Consider the following 19,770-nt stretch of genomic DNA (forward strand, 5'->3'; position numbering starts at 1 on the left):
TTCACACATTGATTTTCACGCAGATTTACACAGATCAAAGCAGATTTGCACAGATTTAAATCTAAGCTCATGGGTAAAATTTAATTTTGCTCAACGGGTTGAAAATAAGAGAAAAACAAAAAGAACAAAGAACAAAGGTTAATTATGGCAACGCAGAAAAAATTAATAAAAGTACACCCAACCGATAATGTTGCGGTTGCTTTGGTGGATCTTACTGCAGGCGAAGTGATTGATTTTGAAGGACAATCAATTACCGTAGAGTCTGATGTAAAAATGAAACATAAGATTGCAATGGTTCCTTTTAATGTAGGGGACAGAATCATTATGTATGGTGTTTTGGTTGGAAAAGCAAGCGCTAGAATAGAAAAAGGCGGTTTGCTTTCTACAGCAAACGTAAAACACGAAAGTGATAAAGTTACTGGTAAAACAGAAACTATTGGCTGGAACGCTCCAAATGTTGATAAATGGAAAGACAGAACGTGGCAGGGCTATCATAGAGAAGACGGACAGGTTGGAACAGAAAATGTATGGTTATTTTTTCCATTGGTTTTTTGTGAAAACAGAAACATCGAAATCTTAAAAGATATTTTTGAAAAAGAATTGATGAAACCAAAAGAGAACGATTATCAGTTATTGTTGCGTTCTTTGGTGAAATCAGAAACAGGTGGAGCAGGAAATCAAGAAGCTTCAAACGACGCTAATTTATTCAATAACATCGAAGTAAAATTCATCACGCACCAAGGTGGATGTGGCGGAATTCGTCAGGATTCTCACAGTTTAGCGAAGCTTTTGGCTGGATATGTAAACAATCCAAACGTGGCTGGAGCAACAGTATTGAGTTTAGGATGTCAGAATCTTCAGATTTCAATTTTCAAAGAAGCTTTAGATGCGATTAATCCAAACAGTAAAAAACCTGTTTTAATCTACGATCAGCAGTCTATCGGAACAATTGAAACGATGTTGAGCAGTGTGGTAAAAGATACTTTTGAAGCAATTAAAAAAGCAAACGAAATTAAGAGAGAGCCAGCTCCATTGTCTAAACTAAGAATTGGTTTAGAGTGCGGTGGATCTGACGGATTCTCTGGAATTTCTGCAAACCCAACATTGGGAGTTTTATCCGATCATTTAGTTGCTTTGGGTGGAACTACAATTCTTTCTGAATTCCCTGAATTATGTGGAGTAGAACAGGAATTAGTAAATCGTTGTATAGATGATAAGGATGGAAAACGTTTCTTAGACTTAATGAAATGGTACGAAAAAACAGTTGTTGATGCAGGTTCAGGATTTGATATGAATCCTTCTCCAGGTAACATTAAAGACGGTTTGATTACAGATGCTATGAAATCGGCTGGAGCTGCTAAAAAAGGTGGAACATCACCAATTACTGGTGTTTACGATTACGGAGAATATATTAACGAACCAGGCTTTACGTTGTTATGTACGCCAGGAAATGACGTAGAATGTACAACCGCAATGGTTGGTTCTGGAGCTAATATGGTATTGTTTACAACAGGATTAGGAACTCCAACAGGAAATCCAATTGCACCAGTTGTAAAGATTTCATCAAACACGCAGTTAGCAAACAAAATGTCTGATATTATCGATATTGATACTGGAGGAATTATTACAGGCGAAAAATCAATTGACGAAATGGCTGACGAAATGCTTGAGTTTATTATTGATGTTGCCAGCGGTAACATTAAAACAAAAGCAGCTATTTTAAATCAGAACGATTTTATTCCTTGGAAAAGAGGGGTTTCATTGTAGTTTTTTAGGCGCTAAGGTTCTAAGGAGCAAAGTGACAAAGGTTTATATAGAAGACGCACAATATAGTGCGTCTTTTTTTGTGTTAGGTTTATTTGTAGATACGCACAGTAGTGCGCCTCTTATTTTTAGAGAAAGCTTCGGAGAAGCGAAATATTTATAGGATAAGATTAACTGATTACAACATAAAGCTCCAGAGGAGCGACATATTTTTGTAATCTAAATATATGTCGCTCCTCTGGAGCTTTATTCTCGATGAATAATTTTTATCTATAAATATTTCGCTTCTCCGAAGCTTGCAAAAAAAAAGCCCATCCTAAAATGAGCTTATATAACTTATATGGTAGAAAAAGAATTAAAAATTTGTTCTCGTAGAAGATTTACGAATATGTAATTCTGGCGCAAGAACAACTTTCTTTTCAATTTTAATAGTATCTGTTTTGTCTACCTGTTCTAAGAAAACGCGTGCTGACATTCTTCCCATTTCAAGCGGCGACTGGTCTACAGAGGTAATTGATAATTCCATGAATTTTGTAAATGGTTCGTTACTGAAACCAGCAACACAAAACTCGCTTGGAATACTGATATTTCGCTCTTTTAGTTCTTGAATTGCTCCCAATGCGGCAAAATCACTCGAAGAAAAAATAGCATCAGGTGGAGTCTGTAATTGCAAAAGTTTATCGACAGCATCTTTACCAGCATCTACACTACTTTTGGTAAAAATAACATATTCTTCATTAAAAGGAAGTCCGTTGTCTAATAAGGCTTGTTTGTATCCTAAAAACCTGTTTTTGAAAATATCTAACGATTGGTCTCCAGAGAAATGAGCAATGTTTCTGCAACCTTCGTCAATTAAATGCTTTGTGGCTAAATAACCGCCTTTAAAGTCATTAATGGTTACAGAACTTACTCCGTCGATATGTTTGCTTCTATCAAAAAATATCAGCGGTACATTTTTCTCCAATACATTTCTGAAAGCGCTGTCATTTTCGTCTGAAATACCGGTAACCGACATCATGATTCCGTCAACTTGCGCATCTACAAGCGTGTGAAGATTTTCATTTTCTCTCTTGATGCTTTCGTGAGTCTGACAGATAATAACCTGATAACCGTGAGGATAAAGCTCTTCTTCGATTCCTCGAATAACCGAGGCGAAAAAATTGCTGTCAATACGCGGCACAATAACTCCGATATTATTACTTCGGCCACTCTTTAAAGCAAGCGCCAGTTTATTTTGCTTGTAGTTCATCGCAGCAGCAGTTTTGATAACCAACTCACGCGTAGCTTCCTTAATTTTAGGATTATTGTTTAACGCTCTGGAAACGGTTGCAGCTGTGATGTTTAATTTTTCAGCAATATCGTAAATAGTTACTTTTTCACTCATTCAAAAAAAAGTTTATCGAATTATTTTTTAACAAAAGTACATTTTTTTTCATTACGCAATAAATATTGTTATCGATTACCATAATTTAAAACTCAAACGTTTTAGGTTTTACAATGATAATAAATTATCTAAATTTTTGCATTAAATGTAATTAAAATTTGTAATAAAAATTAAATATATAATTTTTTTCTAAATTAATTTGGTGTCTCAGAACTATTTTTCTACTTTCGTGTAATCGATTACATAAAACCTGATGTTTTTGATAGTAAAACAAGAAAAATCTGTGCAAATGATTACAAGTAAGATAGTCACAATAAAAAAGATTCTTTTTTTAGCCGCTTTGGGGCTATTAATCCTGTCATGCGCACGACATTCTTCTTCAATTTCTTCAGAGAATCCATGGCAAAGAATGGATTTGGTTATAAAAAGCATGCCTCAAGTGCACTTTTTAGACAAAGTGTATAATATAAACGATTTTGGCGCTGTTGCAGACGGAAAAACGTTAAACACTTTAGCATTCCAAAAAGCAATAAAAGAGTGTGCTGCAAATGGTGGTGGGAAAGTTTTAGTTCCAAACGGAAAATATTTGACAGGAGCCATTCATTTAGAAAGCAATGTCAATCTGCATTTGGACGATAATGCTGAGATTCTTTTTAGTTTAAATCCAATAGATTATCCGATTGTTCATACTTCTTGGGAAGGAACCGAAGTGATGAATTATTCTCCACTTATTTATGCAAAAAACAAAACTAATATTGCGGTTACAGGAAAAGGTACTTTAAATGGTCAAGCCGACAGCACAAACTGGTGGATTTGGTCTGGAGGAAAAAATTACGGCTGGAAGAAAGGCATTCCGTCTCAGAATGACCCGACAAATCGTGAAGTTTTAGTTGATATGGCCGAAAAAGGAATTCCAGTTTCTGAAAGAGTTTTTGGAGAAGGACGTTACTTAAGACCAAATTTTATTGAGTTTTTTGAATGTAATACTGCTTTAGTAAAAGACATTAAAATTATCAATTCGCCATTTTGGATTTTACATCCGATAAAAACAAATAACATGATTATTGACGGTGTAACGGTAAACAGTCATGGTCCGAACAATGATGGCTGCGATCCTGAATATTCACAAAATATCGTAATTAGAAACTGTACTTTCAATACGGGAGATGATTGTATTGCAATTAAAGCAGGTCGTGATGGAGACGGAAGAAGAGTAGCTATACCAAGTAAAAACATTATTGTGCAGAACTGCAAAATGATTGACGGCCACGGAGGAGTTGTAATTGGAAGCGAAATTTCGGCTGGAGTAAATAATTTATTTGTTGAAAATTGTGTAATGGATAGTCCAAATTTGGATCGCGCCATTCGCATCAAAACCAATTCGAAAAGAGGCGGAATCATTGAAAACATCTATGTAAGAAACCTTGAAGTAGGTACAGTAAAAGAATGTGTTCTGAAATTAAACATGTTTTACAATGTCTACGGATCTCAGACCGGAAATTTTATTCCAACCATCAGAAATGTAAGTTTAGAGAATGTAACTGTCAAAAACGGTGGAAAATACAGCGTTTGGGCAGAAGGCTATGCAGAATCTCCTGTTGAGAACATTACGTTGAAAAATGTAAAAATCCAAAAGGTTGATTCTATCTATTTATTAAAAAACGTAAAAAACATAAATTTTATAAATACCTATATCAATGAGAAAAAAGTAGAATCTATTAACAATTAAAACACTATCAATTAACCAAACATTAAACCACATGAGTATTAAACAATTATCTAAGAAAAAAGATAAGTACTTTGTATTTTTCTTTTTCCTGAATTTTTTACTGTGCAATTCCATAAATGCGCAGTCAACCACAATTGAAGGGAAGATTACCGATGCTACAGGAATGTCACTGCCAGGGGTAAACATTAATGAAAAGGGAACTAAAAATGGAACTTCAACAGATTTTGAAGGAAGTTTTAAAATTAATGTATCAAATAGTAAAGCGACTTTAATAATTAGTTATTTAGGATTTCAGACGCAAGAAGTAAGTGTTGCTGGAAAAACTAAAATAAACGTAAGTTTAGCTGAACAATCAAATGCATTAACAGAAGTTGTTGTTGTAGGATACGGTTCTGTAAAAAAGACTGATCTTACTGGATCTGTTAGTACAATCAGCGCAGCAACTATCACAGAAAGAAATACAATCAATCCTTTAGAAGCTATTCAAGGTAGTACCCCAGGGGTTCAGATTTCATCTTCATCAGGACGTGCAGGAGACGGATTTAAAGTGGTAATTAGAGGAAACAACTCGCTAATTGCAGATTCAAGTAATCCAAGTATGGTAGGATCGTCTCCATTATACGTTGTAGACGGTGTGCCGATGGACGGAATTGATTTCTTAAATCCGCAGGATATTGCCAGAATGGACGTTTTAAAAGATGCTTCTTCGGCTGCTATTTATGGTTCTAGAGGATCAAATGGGGTTATCATTGTAACAACAAAAAGCGGAACTAGTGCAAAAGCCGGAATCAGCGTAACTTTTGACACTTCTTACGGAAATAAAATTGCGACTAGATTGCCAAAAATGATGACTGGAGAAGAGTGGTGGAAATTTCATCAAGTTGCCTATATGAGTGCAACACCTCTAACGCAAACTCCAGCGCAATTGGCTGCTTTAGCAGGAAACCAAAGTCCATTATTGGTTTCTCGTGCCAATAGCGGTTACAATTTTGATTGGTATGATGCTGTACTTCAATCAGGAATGACAGAGAATAATTATTTAAATATTTCAGGGCGCTCAGATTCTGGTTTAAGCTATAACTTAGGATTCGGAATCCAGAGTGATCGCGGACTTATAGAAAATGATGCAACAGATAAATATTCTTTTAAATTAGGATTGAATCATAAAATAAACGACAAATTTTCTACTGGGGTAAACGTTACAATTGCAAGATTAGATAACCAGCTAGGAAGTGATTTGGCAATGCAGGATGCATTTAGATTAAGTCCGCTTATGTCTCCATGGGCAGTTGATGCGCAAGGAAATGAGAAAGTAGGAACTTTATTTTTCTTACCAGGAAAACTGACTTATCCTGATGGTTCTTGGGCAATTAACAAAACGTCTACAGTCAATCCGTTAATGGAGATTGCGAATTCTTCTCAAACAGAAAAAACATGGCAAACAGTTGGTAACGCTTATTTCCAATATCAACCTTTAAAATGGCTTTCGTTTAAAACAACATTTGCTGCAGGAATTATGGATACTCAAAATTCAAAAGCTTATACAGCTCAAACAAATGCAGGGGTAACATTAAACGGAAAAAATTCTGCTACTTTAGAAAATATAAACAACTTCAACTATACTTGGGATAATCAAATAGATTTGAAACATACCTTTAATGAAGTGCATGACGTTAGCGTATTATTATTGCAGAGTTTGTATTCTAATGTTGACGAAAGCTCTTATATGTATTCTAATAATCAGCCATTTGATGTTGGAACAGACAATATGGGTTCTGGGGCTCAAACGAGTTATGTAATAAAATCTGCTTATGCCAAAAATACTTTAAACTCTTATGCCGTACGTTTAAACTATGCATTTAAAGACAAATATTTAGTTACAGCTTCTACTAGATGGGATGGTTCGTCTGTTTTGTCTGAAGGCAATAAATGGGAAAGTTTCCCATCATTAGCTCTAGGATGGAAACTTAGCAAAGAATCATTTTTAGCAAATAGCGCTGTGGTTTCAGATTTAAAATTGCGTGCTAGTATTGGTTATACAGGAAATGATAACGTAGCGCCTTATACTTCTCAAGCACTTTTAAATCAGCAGACATTTTATGCGGCTGGATCAAATGTTTTGCCAGGATGGCAATCAGAGAATTTGGCTAATCCGAATTTGACTTGGGAGAAAACAAGAGAATATAATATAGGTGTTGATTTTGGATTCTTAAAAAACAGAATTACAGGTACTGTAGATGTGTATGATAGATTATCAGACAATTTGATTTACAAACAGCAATTACCAGCGGAGTCAGGTTGGAAAAATACATTTGCAAATGTTGGATCTGTTAGCAATAAAGGTATAGAAGCGTTATTGACTACAAAAAACATCAAGACTCAAAAAGTAACTTGGGAAACGACTTTTACATTTACTAAAAACGTAAATGAATTAGAATCAATTTACAATCAAGATAAAGTAAGTGATATTGGAAACAAATTAATTCTTGGAGCTCCATTAAACCCGAACTACAATTATGTTTACGACGGAGTTTGGCAAGAAAGTGAAGCAGCGCAGGCAGCTTCTTACGGAATGGCTCCAGGGCAGGCAAGACCAAAAGATTTAAATGGAGACGGTAAATTTAATCAGGACGACAGAACAGTAATTGGAAATCCAAACCCAGAGTGGCAAGGAAGTTTATATTCAAAGCTCGTTGTGGGACAGTTTGATTTTAATTTCTCAGTTCTAACAAGCCAAGGTCAAACGGTTTTAAGTACTTTTCACCAAAACTTTGCTGATGTAAGTGACCGTGGACGTCAGAAATTAGCAATGGATTACTTTATTCCAACCAACGGTACAGGAATTGAAGCTAATGCAAATAACACAAACCCAAGACCAGGACCTGTAGCAACAGGTGCAGGAGCATATTGGACTTCTCTATTTGGGTATTACAGAGACGTTTCTTACGTGAAAATCAAAAATATATCTTTAGGTTACACTTTAGATTCTGAACTATTGAAAAAACTAAAAATTTCTAATTTCAGAATTTACGTGAACGTTCTAGATCCATTTGTGTTTACAGATTTTGATGGTTACGATCCAGAATGGGCAGCTTCTTCTTTTGGAGTAAACCGTCCAGCGGCAGTAACTACACAATTGGGATTAAGTGTTAAATTTTAATAAAGATATTCAAATGAAAAAAATATTAGTAATGATAGGGATAATTGCTGCAGCTGTAAGTTCTTGCAGTGATTATATTGAAGAAGATAGCCGTTCTTTTGTACCGGCAGACGCAACATATAAAACAGCAACAGGATTTCAATTATTGGTGAATACAAACTATGCTTGGCTAAAAGGAATTTATGGTGGAAATCCGTGGCTTTTTGAAGCTGGAACAGATATGTATGCCGAAGGAAGAACTCCAGAGCCAGCAGGATTAAGCCAGTACGCGCTTTTAATTCCGTCCTCAGACAACGTTGCTGATTTGTACAATTCTTGTTACCAGCAGATTCAGGCAGTAAACAAAACCGTTTATTATTCTACAATTACAGAACAGACACCAAATTTAAATACACTTGTTGGAGAAGCACGCTACTTAAGAGCAAATGCTTATTTCTTATTAGTTCAGACTTATGGAGGTGTTCCAATTGTTTTAGATAATATAACAACTCCAGTTTTATCTTTTACAAGAAACACTGCAGAAGAAGTATATACACAAATTATAGCAGATTTAGATTTTGCTTTGGCAAATGTTGGAACTGCAGCATATAGTACAGCTGGAAAAGTAAACAAAAGAGCCGTAAACGACTTATTGGCAAAAGTGTACTTAACAAGAGGATACGAAACTTTTGGTAAAGCGGATGATTTTTCAAAAGCTGCCGCTTACGCAGATGCTGCAATTGCCGGACAAGCTCTAAATATTCCGTTTAATCAATTGTTTGTTACAACAGCGACAGGAGATAACGATTTGAATGCTGAAACTATTTTTTCAGTACAGTATGATAAAGCTTCAACAAGTACAGATCCAACAAAATTGGGTAACAACCAGTTTTACTATTTCAGTTCTTATTTAGGAGGAGCAGAAACAGGAGCGCCATTAAGAAGCTACAATTTATGTCCTACAGATTATGCTTTAGGTTTATACGAAAAAGGCGATGCAAGATGGAATGCTACTTTTATGACTGAAATTGTAGAGGGACCTGAAACAACAAACGGGGTTACAAAAACTATTTTATACTATCCGTACTACAGAAGTTCAAACCCTGCTTCATTAAAAGTGAGACATTTTTATGAGCCAAAATGGTTTACTGCGGCTGACAGAACTGCTTGGAACACAGCTAATGCTTCTAGAAAATCTGCAACATTTGTGTACCATCCTTGGGGAGAATATTCTGCAGCACATACCTTAATCAAGAATTTAGATTGTTATACTATTCCAGTTAAGAAATTTGATGATGCAAATCCGACCACACCATCAAGCACAGGACCTGTGAGCACAAGAGATATTATTGTTTCTAGACTTGGAGAAACTTACTTGGTTGCTGCCGAAGCATATTTAAAAGCAGGAAATCCTGGAACTGGTCTAGCTCGTTTAAATGAAGTAAGAAGAAGAGCAGGCGTAGCAAATGCAACTTTAGATCAATTTAATATCGATTATATCCTTGACGAAAGAGGAAGAGAGCTATTAGGAGAATACAAACGCTGGTTCGATTTAAAACGTACTGGAACTTTGGTAGCGAGAGCTTCAGCTCATAATTATAAAATTAAAGCAGCAAATTTTGTTGGTGTTGACGGTCAGCTTAAAATTTTAAGACCAATACCGCAAACGGTTTTAGATTTAAACCAAAATAAAGATTTTCCTCAAAATCCTGGTTATTAGTAATTTGTTAGTTTTTTGAGAACTATGTTTTTTGAAGTAGTTAAAAAGGAGTTTGACTATTGGTCGAACTCCTTTCTTAACTAAAAAGTCAAGATTAGAAATGCGAAAATTTAAATTAATAATAGTGTTGTTTTTTAATGTAATTGTAATGCAAAGCCAGCAGTACAAGGTAGACACATCGTATACCATTAAAAGCACTTACGCTAAATTAATTAAGAAATATCCATTTATTGCCATTCCAGAAATAAAGGCAAATCCAGATGTTAAAGAAACATTTGATTTAGTTTATAATAAAGAACAAGATCGTATTTTGCATTTTGATGCTTTCATCAATACCAAAAAGAAAAAAAATCCTGCCGTAATTATGATTCATGGCGGAGGATGGAGATCGGGGAATAAAAATCAGATGCAGTTTATAGGAAAAGAAATAGCTGTAAAAGGCTATTCTTGTTTTGCTATCGAATACAGATTGTCATTGGAAGCAAAATACCCAACAGGAGTTATTGATGTAAAGAATGCGATAAAATTTATCAAAGATAATGCGGCAAAATTTAATGTAGATCCAAACAAAATTGCGGTTTTAGGCTGTTCCTCAGGAGGGCAAATGGCAGCTTTGATTGGTACAACAAATAATGATCCGTTTTTTGAAGATAAAAATTTTAAAAGCCGTTCTTCTTCAAAAGTTCATGCCATAATAGATGTAGATGGTGTTTTGGCATTCAAACATCCAGAATCTTCAGAAGGAGATATGGCGGCAGTTTGGTTAGGAGGAAAATCAGATGAGATTCCTGAGAATTGGAAAAACGCTTCGGCATTGAGTCATACGGACAAAAATACACCACCAGTTTTATACATCTGCAGTAGTATTCCGAGATTTCATGCAGGAAGAGACGATATGATTCAGATTTTGAATCAATATAAAATTTATAATGAAGTGCAGACCATTCCAGATTCGCCACATTCATTTTGGTTTTATGACCCTTGGTTTACACAGACAATCTCGTACAGCGTACGATTTTTAGATAAAATTTTTAAATAATTTAGAATACAAATGAAAGCAAAAATCACCACAGCAGTTTTATTTTTCGCTGGTTTAACAGCCATAAATGCGCAGAAATATGATATCAAAACCAATAAAACGTATGCCGAAATTTCTGCAAAAACAGACGGAAAATGGGAAGGAAGAAAATATAAAGGCGGTACTGTATTTAAAAATGTGGATCGATTAAAACTGGCTCCAGAACATACTGACCACTCTTTTGATATTCGTTACGAAGGTCCAGGTTGGGAAAATAATAGAATTGGTTACCGTTTATATTTGGACTGGAGAAATGCGATTGATATCTTCGGAAAAAAGACATCAGAAAATATTCTGCCAAAAGTAGGGCAGGACGGTTTCGATTCGTACCATGAAATGAGCGATTGGGGAGCAGATATTTTAAAAGCAGGGAAAGGAATCGGAATTGGTTCTATTGACCGTTATTTAAACAATGAAAAATTACACTTCCGTGAAGTCGATTCAACCATTGCAACAGTGGCTAATAAAACAAATGAATCTGTTGTAAAAGTAAATTATTATGGATGGAAAACGGCTTCAGATAAAATCGATTTTACTTCAGAATTAACAATTAAACCAGATCAGTTATATACGCAGCACGCGATTAAAGCATCACAAGCAATCAAAGGAATCTGTACTGGAATTGTAAAACAAAAAACGGCTGAATTGCTTAAGAAAGAAAGCAAAAACAAAAAATGGGCATATTTGGCTACTTACGGAGAACAATCTTTGGTTCCAGATAAGTTAGGAATGGCAATTTTTTATGAAATTAGTACTATCGAAAATGTTGCAGATACAGATTTAGATTATCTTTTAGTTTTTAAACCAACTACAAAAGCGGTGACTTTTTACCTTTTGGGAGCTTGGGAACAAGAAGTAAACGGAATCAAAACAAAAGAAGAATTTGCTCAATATTTAGATAAACAATTGGAAGTACTGAATAAAAAAGGCAAAATGTAATTTTTATGCGTAAATCTCTTTCAACAAAGTTCATTTTTGGAAATATTCTGGTTTTAATTCTGATTTTTGGAAATAAAATTAGCGCTCAAAATCAAGCTGAAGCATCAGATAATGTTATTCCGTACGATTTAAAGTGGTCAGAACGAACAGCCCTTTCTATTTTAAATAAGTATCCGAATGCATGGCAGCTGGACGGTAATGACAAACCAAAATGGGATTATAAAATGGGTTTTGTATTGTCTGGTTTTGAAAAATTATATCAGAAGACTAACAATAAAAAATACCTTAATTATATTAAAGAGTATGTTGACGGAATGATTGACAGTACTGGAAATATCAAAAAATATGATATTAAAGAATACAATATCGATTGTTTGAATCCAGGGAAATTGCTGTTTAATTTATACAATGTTACAAAAGATTCGCGCTATCTGCAGATTATTGGAAAACTGAGAAATCAGTTAGAAAGCCAGCCAAGAACGCCAAGCGGAGGATTCTGGCACAAACAGATTTACCCAAACCAAATGTGGATTGACGGTTTGTATATGGCAGAACCTTTTTATGCGCAGTTTACGGTTAAGTACGAAAAAGGAAAGAGCTTAGATGATATTGCAAAACAGTTTGAGTTAGTTCAAAATCATATTGTAGACCCGAAAACAGGTTTGGTTTATCAAGCTTGGGACGAAAGTAAAGAAATTGCTTGGGCAGATAAACAAACAGGAACTTCGCCAACTATTTGGGGCAGGGGAATTGGTTGGTACATGGTGGCGCTGGTTGAAACATTAGATTATTTTCCGAAATCACATCCAAAATATGAGGTTTTGGTCGGGTTCTTGAATCAGATTGCAAAAAATGTGAATCAGTACAAAAGTGAAAACGGGTTATGGTATCAAGTTGCCGATAAACCAGAATTATACGGAAATTATGTAGAACCATCTGCTTCTGGAATGATTATTTATGCATTTGCAAAAGGAGCGAATAAAGGCTATTTAGCGTCAAGCTATAAATCAACAGCCAAAAAATCATTTGACAGTTTTATAAAAGAATTTGTGAAAGTAGATAAAAAAGGAGAAGTCAATGTTTTGAATGTTTCATCAAATGTAGGTTTGGGAGGAAAACCATTCCGTGACGGAACAAATAATTATTATTTGTCTTCCAAAACAAAAGAAAACGGTGCAATAGGCCTTGGAGCATTTTTATTAGCATCAATCGAATTAGAAAAATAGTTGAATTTAAATATATGTTGAAATGAAAAATAGTAGAAAGCACAATTACTTCATGTCGGCTCTAATGGTATTTGTTATGACAATTACGAGCTGTAAAGTAACCTCACAAGAACCTGCAAAAGATATCGTAATTGGAAAGAATGCAAAATGGTCTGATAAAATGGCTTTGACCTTGATGAAACGCCATCCAGAATCGTATATGATTGACGATGCTAAAAAGCCAAAGTGGGATTATGTTCATGCTTTAGTGCTGCATTCAATAGAAGAATTGTACAAAAAGAATCCTGATGCTAGATACAAAACTTACGTAAGAAGTTATGTAGATCAGTTTGTGCAAACAGACGGAAGCATTACTACGTATGAGTTTGATAAATACAATATTGATTTAGTATTGCCAGGACGTTTGCTTTTTGATGTTTATGAAACTTCAAAAGATGAAAAATATTTAAAAGCATTACAGCTAATTCGCAAACAGCTTACAGAACAGCCAAGAACTCAAAGTGGCGGATTCTGGCACAAACAAATCTATCCAAACCAAATGTGGTTAGATGGTTTGTATATGGGAGAACCATTCTATGCAGAATATACAGCAAAATTTGAAAACGGAAAAAGCTTTGATGATATTGCAAAACAATTTGAAGTGATTCAACTTAAGGCAACCGATCCAAAAACAGGATTATTGTACCACGGATGGGATGAAAGCAAACAAATGCCTTGGGCAAATAAAGAAACAGGAAACTCTCCAAACTTCTGGTCTAGATCTTTAGGCTGGTATGTAATGGCTTTGGTTGATGTTTTAGATTATATGCCAAAAGACCATCCAAAAAGAAAAGAGTTAATTAAGTATTTAAATAATGCTTCTGAAGCGATACTTAAATTTCAGGATAGCAAATCAGGCTTGTGGTATCAAGTTACAGACAAAGGTGGTGAGAAAGGAAACTATTTAGAAGCTTCTGGTTCAGCTATGTTTGCTTACGCTTATGCAAAAGGAGCAAACAAAGGTTATTTGCCAGCTAAATTTAAAAAAGCAGCCAACAAAGCTTTTGGTGGTTTGACTACTGTTTTAATCAAAAAAGTAGACGAAGATGGCGGAATCACTTTAACAAACTGCTGTCAAGTGGCAGGTTTAGGAGGAAATCCATATCGTGACGGTTCTTACGAATATTACGTAAACGAAAGAAAAAAAGACAATGATCCTAAAGCAACAGGGCCATTTATTTTGGCAGCTATTGAATTGAATAGATAATTTTTTAGAAGTTATGAGTTTTGAGTTATGAATGCTCTGCTTTGTCTTGCTGAGCGGAGTCGAAGCATCGCAAAGAAACTCACTCAAAGAAAATATAAGTTACAAACCCGACAGGTTTTCAAAACCTGTCGGGTTTAAATAAAAAGTATAGTTAAAAATGAAAAACATAAAAATCATCCTATTCCTTTTCTGTATTATTCCTTTTCAAAAGAATACCGCGCAAGTTTGGACGCCAGATAACGGAGACGGAACATACACTAATCCTGTTATTCATGCCGATTATTCAGATCCAGATGTTGTTCGCGTAGGCGATGATTATTATATGACGGCTTCATCTTTTAACTGTATTCCTGGATTGCCTATTTTACATTCTAAAGACTTGGTAAACTGGAAAATTATCGGACATGCTTTGGTAAAACAGCCACCATTTGAAACGTACGATAGCGTACAACATGGAAACGGAGTTTGGGCGCCAAGCATTACTTTTCATAAAAACGAATTTTATATCTATTACCCAGATCCCGATTTCGGAATCTATATGATAAAAGCCAAAAAAGCAGAAGGGCCTTGGTCTGAACCGCTTTTGGTTAAGGCAGGAAAAGGATTGATCGATCCTAGTCCGCTTTGGGATACAGATGGAAAAGCTTATCTGACTTATGCTTTTGCAGGAAGTCGAGCGCAGATTAAAAGTTTGTTAGTGGTTTGTACCATGAATCCAGAGGGAACTGTGGTAAGCAATGACGAAGTGATGGTTATTGACGGGCATAAGGGCGAAGAAACTATTGAAGGCCCTAAATTTTATAAACGAAATGGATATTATTACATTTTTGCTCCAGCTGGTGGCGTTCCAACAGGATGGCAGACGGTTTTAAGATCGAAAAATGTTTTCGGACCGTATGAAAAAAAGAAAGTTCTAGAACAAGGTTCGACCACAATAAACGGTCCGCATCAAGGGGCTTGGGTCACTACTCAGACAGGAGAAGATTGGTTTTTCCATTTTCAGGATAAAGAAGCGTACGGACGAATTGTACATCTTCAGCCAATGAAATGGGTAAACGACTGGCCGGTTATGGGAGAGGATTTTGATAAAAACGGAATTGGCGAACCAGTTACAACTTACAGAAAACCAAATGTAGGTAAAAAATACCCGATCGAAGTTCCAGCAACTTCAGATGAGTTTAACGAAGCTAAACTGGGATTGCAATGGCAATGGCAGGCCAATAAACAAATCAATTTCGGATTTCCGACTAGTTTAGGATATCTGAATCTGTTTTGCAACACTAGCACTTCGAACATCTTCAATGCACCGAATTTACTATTGCAAAAATTCCCAGCAGAAGAATTTACCGCTACAGTCAAATTAACTTTCAATCCAAGATTAAACGGCGAATCGACAGGTTTAATCATTATGGGATTAGACTACAGTTATTTGTGTTTTAAAAACAATAGCGGAAAATTGTATTTAAGCCAGAAAACAGGAACTTTTGACAAAACCGTTTCAGAGACAGAAACAAAATCAGTTTTAATAGAAAATAAGACAATTTACTTGCGAGTGCAAATTAAGAAAGGCGGGATGTGCAGTTTCTTCTATAGTCTAGACGATAAAAATTATCAGCCAATTGGAAATGATTTTAAAGCAAGAGAAGGAAAATGGATTGGTGCCAAAGTCGGACTTTTTGCTTTAGGCGAAGAAATAAAAAATGATTCGGGAAATGTTGAAGTCGATTGGTTTAGAGTAACGAAATAAGAAGGAAATGATGGAGTTTAAAAAACAACTATTGCTTTTTATATGCCTTTGCAGTTTTGCTGTAAATGCTCAGAATACATACAAAAGATGGCCAGAAATTATTCGTAAGAATGATGCCGCTTGGTTTGCAACAGCAGAGGCAAAAAAAATTGCCGAGAATGTATTGCTCTACCAAAGAGATATTGGAGGCTGGCCAAAGAATATTCAGATGCAGGATGAGCTGACCGAAAAAAAGAAAAAGGATTTAATTGTACTCAAAAAAACGGCCGTAGAAACTACTACAGATAATGGAGCAACCTGTCAGGAAATGCTTTTTATGTCTAGAATGTATGCACAGGTAAAAGACGAGCGTTACCGAGAATCTTTCTTAAAAGGTTTAAATTATCTGCTAGAAGCACAATATGCAAATGGCGGTTGGCCACAGTTTTATCCGTTAAAAAAAGGATATTATACGCATATTACTTACAATGACGATTCTATGGTGAATATTATGAATGTAATAAAAGCAATAGCAGACGAATCGGATTATTACAGCATTAAACCATCAAAAGAGGTTGTAGAAAAATGTAAAAAATCTTTTGATAAAGGAATTGACTGCATCTTAAAAACACAATACAAGCAAAATGGAGTTTTAACTGCATGGTGCGCACAGCATGACGAAGTTACATTGGCACCTGCAAATGCCAGAGCTTTCGAATTGGCATCGTTAAGTGGCTATGAATCGGCAAAAATTACATTGCTTCTAATGTCGATTGATAAACCTTCAAGAGAAATTGTAATAGCTGTAAAAAGTGCTGTCGAGTGGTTCGAAAAAACAAAAATCACCAATTTAGAAGAAAAAAGAGTTTTAAATGATGCTGGAAAAATTGTAGATAAAAAAATGATTCTAACAGCAAATGCAAAACCAATTTGGGCAAGGTTTATGGATTTGGAAACCAATGAACCTTTCTTTTGTGACCGTGATGGAATTAGGAAAAAATCATTGGACCAAATTGGATCAGAAAGAAGAAATGGCTATTCATGGTATTCGGATGCGCCACAAGAAGTTTTGAAAAAATTTCCCGACTGGGCAATAAAAAACGGTACTAAAGTAGGTGCCGCCGAAAAGAAAAATGTCAATTATATTACCGTAGCACAAGACGGTTCTGGAGATTATACCAAAATTCAGGATGCTGTTTATGCAACTCCCGCTTTTCCTTATGAAAAAGTGACAATCTTTGTAAAAAACGGAACGTACAACGAAAAAGTAAGAATTCCAGAATGGAACACCCATGTAGTTTTACAAGGCGAAAGCAAAGAAAACACCATCATTACCTTTGATGATAATTTTTCGAAAATTGCTCTAGGAAGAAACAGTACCTTTTATACCTACACGCTTTTGGTTGAAGGAGACGATTTTTCGGCATCAAACTTAACCATTAAAAATACTTCAGGAGAACACGGACAAGCCATTGCATTATCAGTTACAGCCAATCGCGCCAAAATAACAAACTGTAATCTTTTAGGGAATCAAGATACTTTGTACTTATCAGGAAAAGAGGCCAAACAGTATTTTAAAGACTGTTATATAGAAGGAACAACCGATTTTATTTTTGGAGGCGCGACAGCTTTGTTTGAGAACTGCACCATTCACAGCATCAAAAGTTCGTATGTTACAGCCGCTTCAACTCCAGAAGGAACGCCGTTTGGATTCGTTTTTAAGAATTGTAAACTGACAGCAAATCCAGAGGCAAAAGATGTTTATTTAGGAAGACCATGGCGCATTTATGCCAAAACCGTTTTCATAAACTGCGAGATGGGGGCACAGATTAAACCAGAAGGCTGGGAAAACTGGTCGAAACCAGAAGCAGAAAAAAATGCCTTTTATGCCGAATACAATTGCACAGGCGAAGGCTTTCAACCATCAAAAAGAGTAAAATGGTCGCGTCAGCTTTCCAAGAAAGAGGCAGCGCAGTATTCGATAGAGAACGTTCTTAGTGATAAAGTGTCTAATTGGTATTTTTAGTCACAGTTTGCAGTCTCAGTATTCGGTCACAGTTTGCATTGAAAAGTGAGATCGAAAACTAAAGTAAGACGACAAACAAAAACAAACAAAAAATAAATCTCCGAAATCTGCTAAATCAGCGAGAGAAAAAATTTCACGCAGATTTAAAAAGATCAAAGCAGATTAAAAAGATTTTTTTAGAATTAAATCTGCGCAAATCTGCTAAAATTAGCAGAATCTGCGTGAAATAAAAAAACACAATATTAGAAAAATGAATCTAAAATATCTGTTCTTAGTACTTGTTTGCAGCACTTGTTTTGCACAAAACGGAGATTTTCCTTCAGCAAAAGTCGATTCTATTGTAAAAAACATAAAACTTCCAGAAATTCCTTTGTTTCAAATCAATGTACAGAAATTAGGAGCAAAAGGAGATTCGATTACAGATAACAAAAAAGTTTTTGATAAAGCAATGGCATTGTGTAAAAAAAATAACGGCGGAACTATTATTGTTCCAAAAGGGATTTACAAAGTCAATGGGCCAATTCATTTTGTTAGCAATGTCAATCTCAAGATAGAGAAAGGAGCAAAAATCAAATTCAGTGATAATCCGAAAGATTACTTGCCAATGGTTTTAACAAGTTGGGAAGGTACCATGCTTTACAATTATAGTCCGCTAATATATGCTAATAACTGTAGTAATATTGCCATTTCAGGAGAAGGAATTATTGATGGAGAAGGAGGGAAAACTTGGAAAACCTTTAAAGCAAAAGAAAACGAAGGCAAGAATAGAAGTCGTGATATGAATCATAACAATACTCCATTAAGCGAAAGAAAATTTGGAGAAGGTTACTTTTTAAGACCGCAGATGATTCAGTTTTTAAACTGCAAAAATATTTTGGTTGAGAATATTCGAATCGAAAACTCGCCATTTTGGTGTCTGCATCTTTTAAAATCCGAAAGCATAAACGTTCGCGGTATAAGTTATAAATCACTCAATCATAACAACGACGGAATAGATCCAGAATATGCAAAAGATGTTTTAATTGAAAATGTCACTTTTGACAATGGAGACGATAATGTTGCCATAAAAGCAGGTAGAGACCATGAAGGAAGAACCAATACAGCAACGCCAAGCCAAAATATTATCATTAGAAACTGTAATTTTAAAGGATTGCACGGAGTCGTAATCGGTAGCGAAATGTCGGCAGGCGTTCAAAACGTATTTGTAGAAAACTGCAAAACAGTAGGATATTTAAAGAGAGGCATCTATTTAAAAACCAATGCTGATCGTGGAGGATATATTAAAAATATATTTGTTAGAAATATTGAATTAGATCAAGTCGAGGACTGTTTGTACATTACAGCAAACTACCATGGAGAAGGTAAAGGATATCAATCAGATATATCAAATGTATATTTCTCGAATATTACTTGCAACAAAGCATCAGAATCTGGAATTGTCATTCAGGGATTTGCAGATAAAAAAATCAAAAATATATCATTAAAAAATATAGAAATCAAAGAAGCGAAGAACGCGCTATCAAACGAAAACGCAGAAAACGTCTTGATGACAGATGTATTTATAGGGCAACGAGCTGGAGTGCCTACGGCAGTTTCAAAGCATTAGGTTTATTATAAAGTGGTTTTTTACCGCAAAGAACATAAAGAAAGCGCAAAGTTCGCAAAGATTTTTTCCGTAGAGACGCACTGCAGTGTGTCTACACAAAGAGAATCGACAAAGCTTTGTGTTCATTAGACAAAAAAGAGAAACAAAAATAAACTTAGCGAACTTTGCGTAAACCTTAGCGTCTTTG

The 19,770-nt window shown here is 35.3% G+C and carries 12 protein-coding genes; 11 read left to right on the forward strand and 1 reads right to left on the reverse strand.

Translation table 11 applies throughout. The features are described from left to right. Window positions 1–144: 144 nt before the first annotated feature. On the forward strand, window positions 145–1,767 hold the full coding sequence (locus tag RB618_RS14165; RefSeq protein WP_202004545.1) for a UxaA family hydrolase: 1,623 nt from the start codon (window positions 145–147) through the stop codon (window positions 1,765–1,767). Window positions 1,768–2,119: 352 nt separating this feature from the next. On the opposite strand, the gene RB618_RS14170 is transcribed toward RB618_RS14165, so the two are convergent. Then, window positions 2,120–3,148, reverse strand: a complete 1,029-nt coding sequence (locus tag RB618_RS14170; RefSeq protein ID WP_202004548.1) for a LacI family DNA-binding transcriptional regulator — start codon at window positions 3,146–3,148, stop codon at window positions 2,120–2,122. A 289-nt stretch (window positions 3,149–3,437) separates the two neighbouring features. Between RB618_RS14170 and RB618_RS14175 the strand changes: the two genes are divergently transcribed. The 10 genes from RB618_RS14175 to RB618_RS14220 all read left to right on the forward strand — a co-directional run bounded on the left by RB618_RS14175 (window position 3,438) and on the right by RB618_RS14220 (window position 19,583). Continuing rightward, a complete protein-coding gene (locus tag RB618_RS14175) occupies window positions 3,438–4,877 on the forward strand; it encodes a glycoside hydrolase family 28 protein (RefSeq protein ID WP_308069325.1) in 1,440 nt (479 codons plus the stop codon). A gap of 31 nt (window positions 4,878–4,908) precedes the next feature. Continuing rightward, window positions 4,909–8,037, forward strand: a complete 3,129-nt coding sequence (locus RB618_RS14180) for a TonB-dependent receptor (RefSeq protein ID WP_308069326.1) — start codon at window positions 4,909–4,911, stop codon at window positions 8,035–8,037. 13 nt (window positions 8,038–8,050) lie between these two features. Continuing rightward, window positions 8,051–9,736, forward strand: a complete 1,686-nt coding sequence (locus tag RB618_RS14185) for a RagB/SusD family nutrient uptake outer membrane protein (RefSeq protein WP_308069327.1) — start codon at window positions 8,051–8,053, stop codon at window positions 9,734–9,736. A 100-nt stretch (window positions 9,737–9,836) separates the two neighbouring features. After that, window positions 9,837–10,775, forward strand: a complete 939-nt coding sequence (locus tag RB618_RS14190; RefSeq protein ID WP_308069328.1) for an alpha/beta hydrolase — start codon at window positions 9,837–9,839, stop codon at window positions 10,773–10,775. Between the two features lie 12 nt (window positions 10,776–10,787). Then, window positions 10,788–11,753, forward strand: coding sequence for a DUF4861 family protein (locus tag RB618_RS14195; protein ID WP_308069329.1), 966 nt, complete (start codon window positions 10,788–10,790; stop codon window positions 11,751–11,753). A 5-nt stretch (window positions 11,754–11,758) separates the two neighbouring features. Next, window positions 11,759–12,979 (forward strand): glycoside hydrolase family 88 protein, encoded by a 1,221-nt coding sequence (locus tag RB618_RS14200; RefSeq protein ID WP_308069330.1) that lies wholly within the window; start codon window positions 11,759–11,761, stop codon window positions 12,977–12,979. 22 nt (window positions 12,980–13,001) lie between these two features. After that, on the forward strand, window positions 13,002–14,225 hold the full coding sequence (locus tag RB618_RS14205) for a glycoside hydrolase family 88 protein (RefSeq protein ID WP_308069331.1): 1,224 nt from the start codon (window positions 13,002–13,004) through the stop codon (window positions 14,223–14,225). Window positions 14,226–14,382: 157 nt separating this feature from the next. Further along, the gene (locus tag RB618_RS14210; protein ID WP_308069332.1) at window positions 14,383–15,972 is read left to right on the forward strand and encodes a glycoside hydrolase 43 family protein; all 1,590 of its coding nucleotides are present in this window, start codon (window positions 14,383–14,385) and stop codon (window positions 15,970–15,972) included. 7 nt (window positions 15,973–15,979) lie between these two features. After that, on the forward strand, window positions 15,980–17,977 hold the full coding sequence (gene pelA / locus RB618_RS14215) for a pectate lyase (protein WP_308069333.1): 1,998 nt from the start codon (window positions 15,980–15,982) through the stop codon (window positions 17,975–17,977). A gap of 250 nt (window positions 17,978–18,227) precedes the next feature. Then, entirely contained in the window at window positions 18,228–19,583 is a 1,356-nt protein-coding gene (locus tag RB618_RS14220) for a glycoside hydrolase family 28 protein (protein ID WP_308069334.1), read from the forward strand. Window positions 19,584–19,770: the final 187 nt, after the last annotated feature.

Source organism: Flavobacterium sp. LHD-85, assembly GCF_030929595.1.
GTDB lineage: Bacteria > Bacteroidota > Bacteroidia > Flavobacteriales > Flavobacteriaceae > Flavobacterium.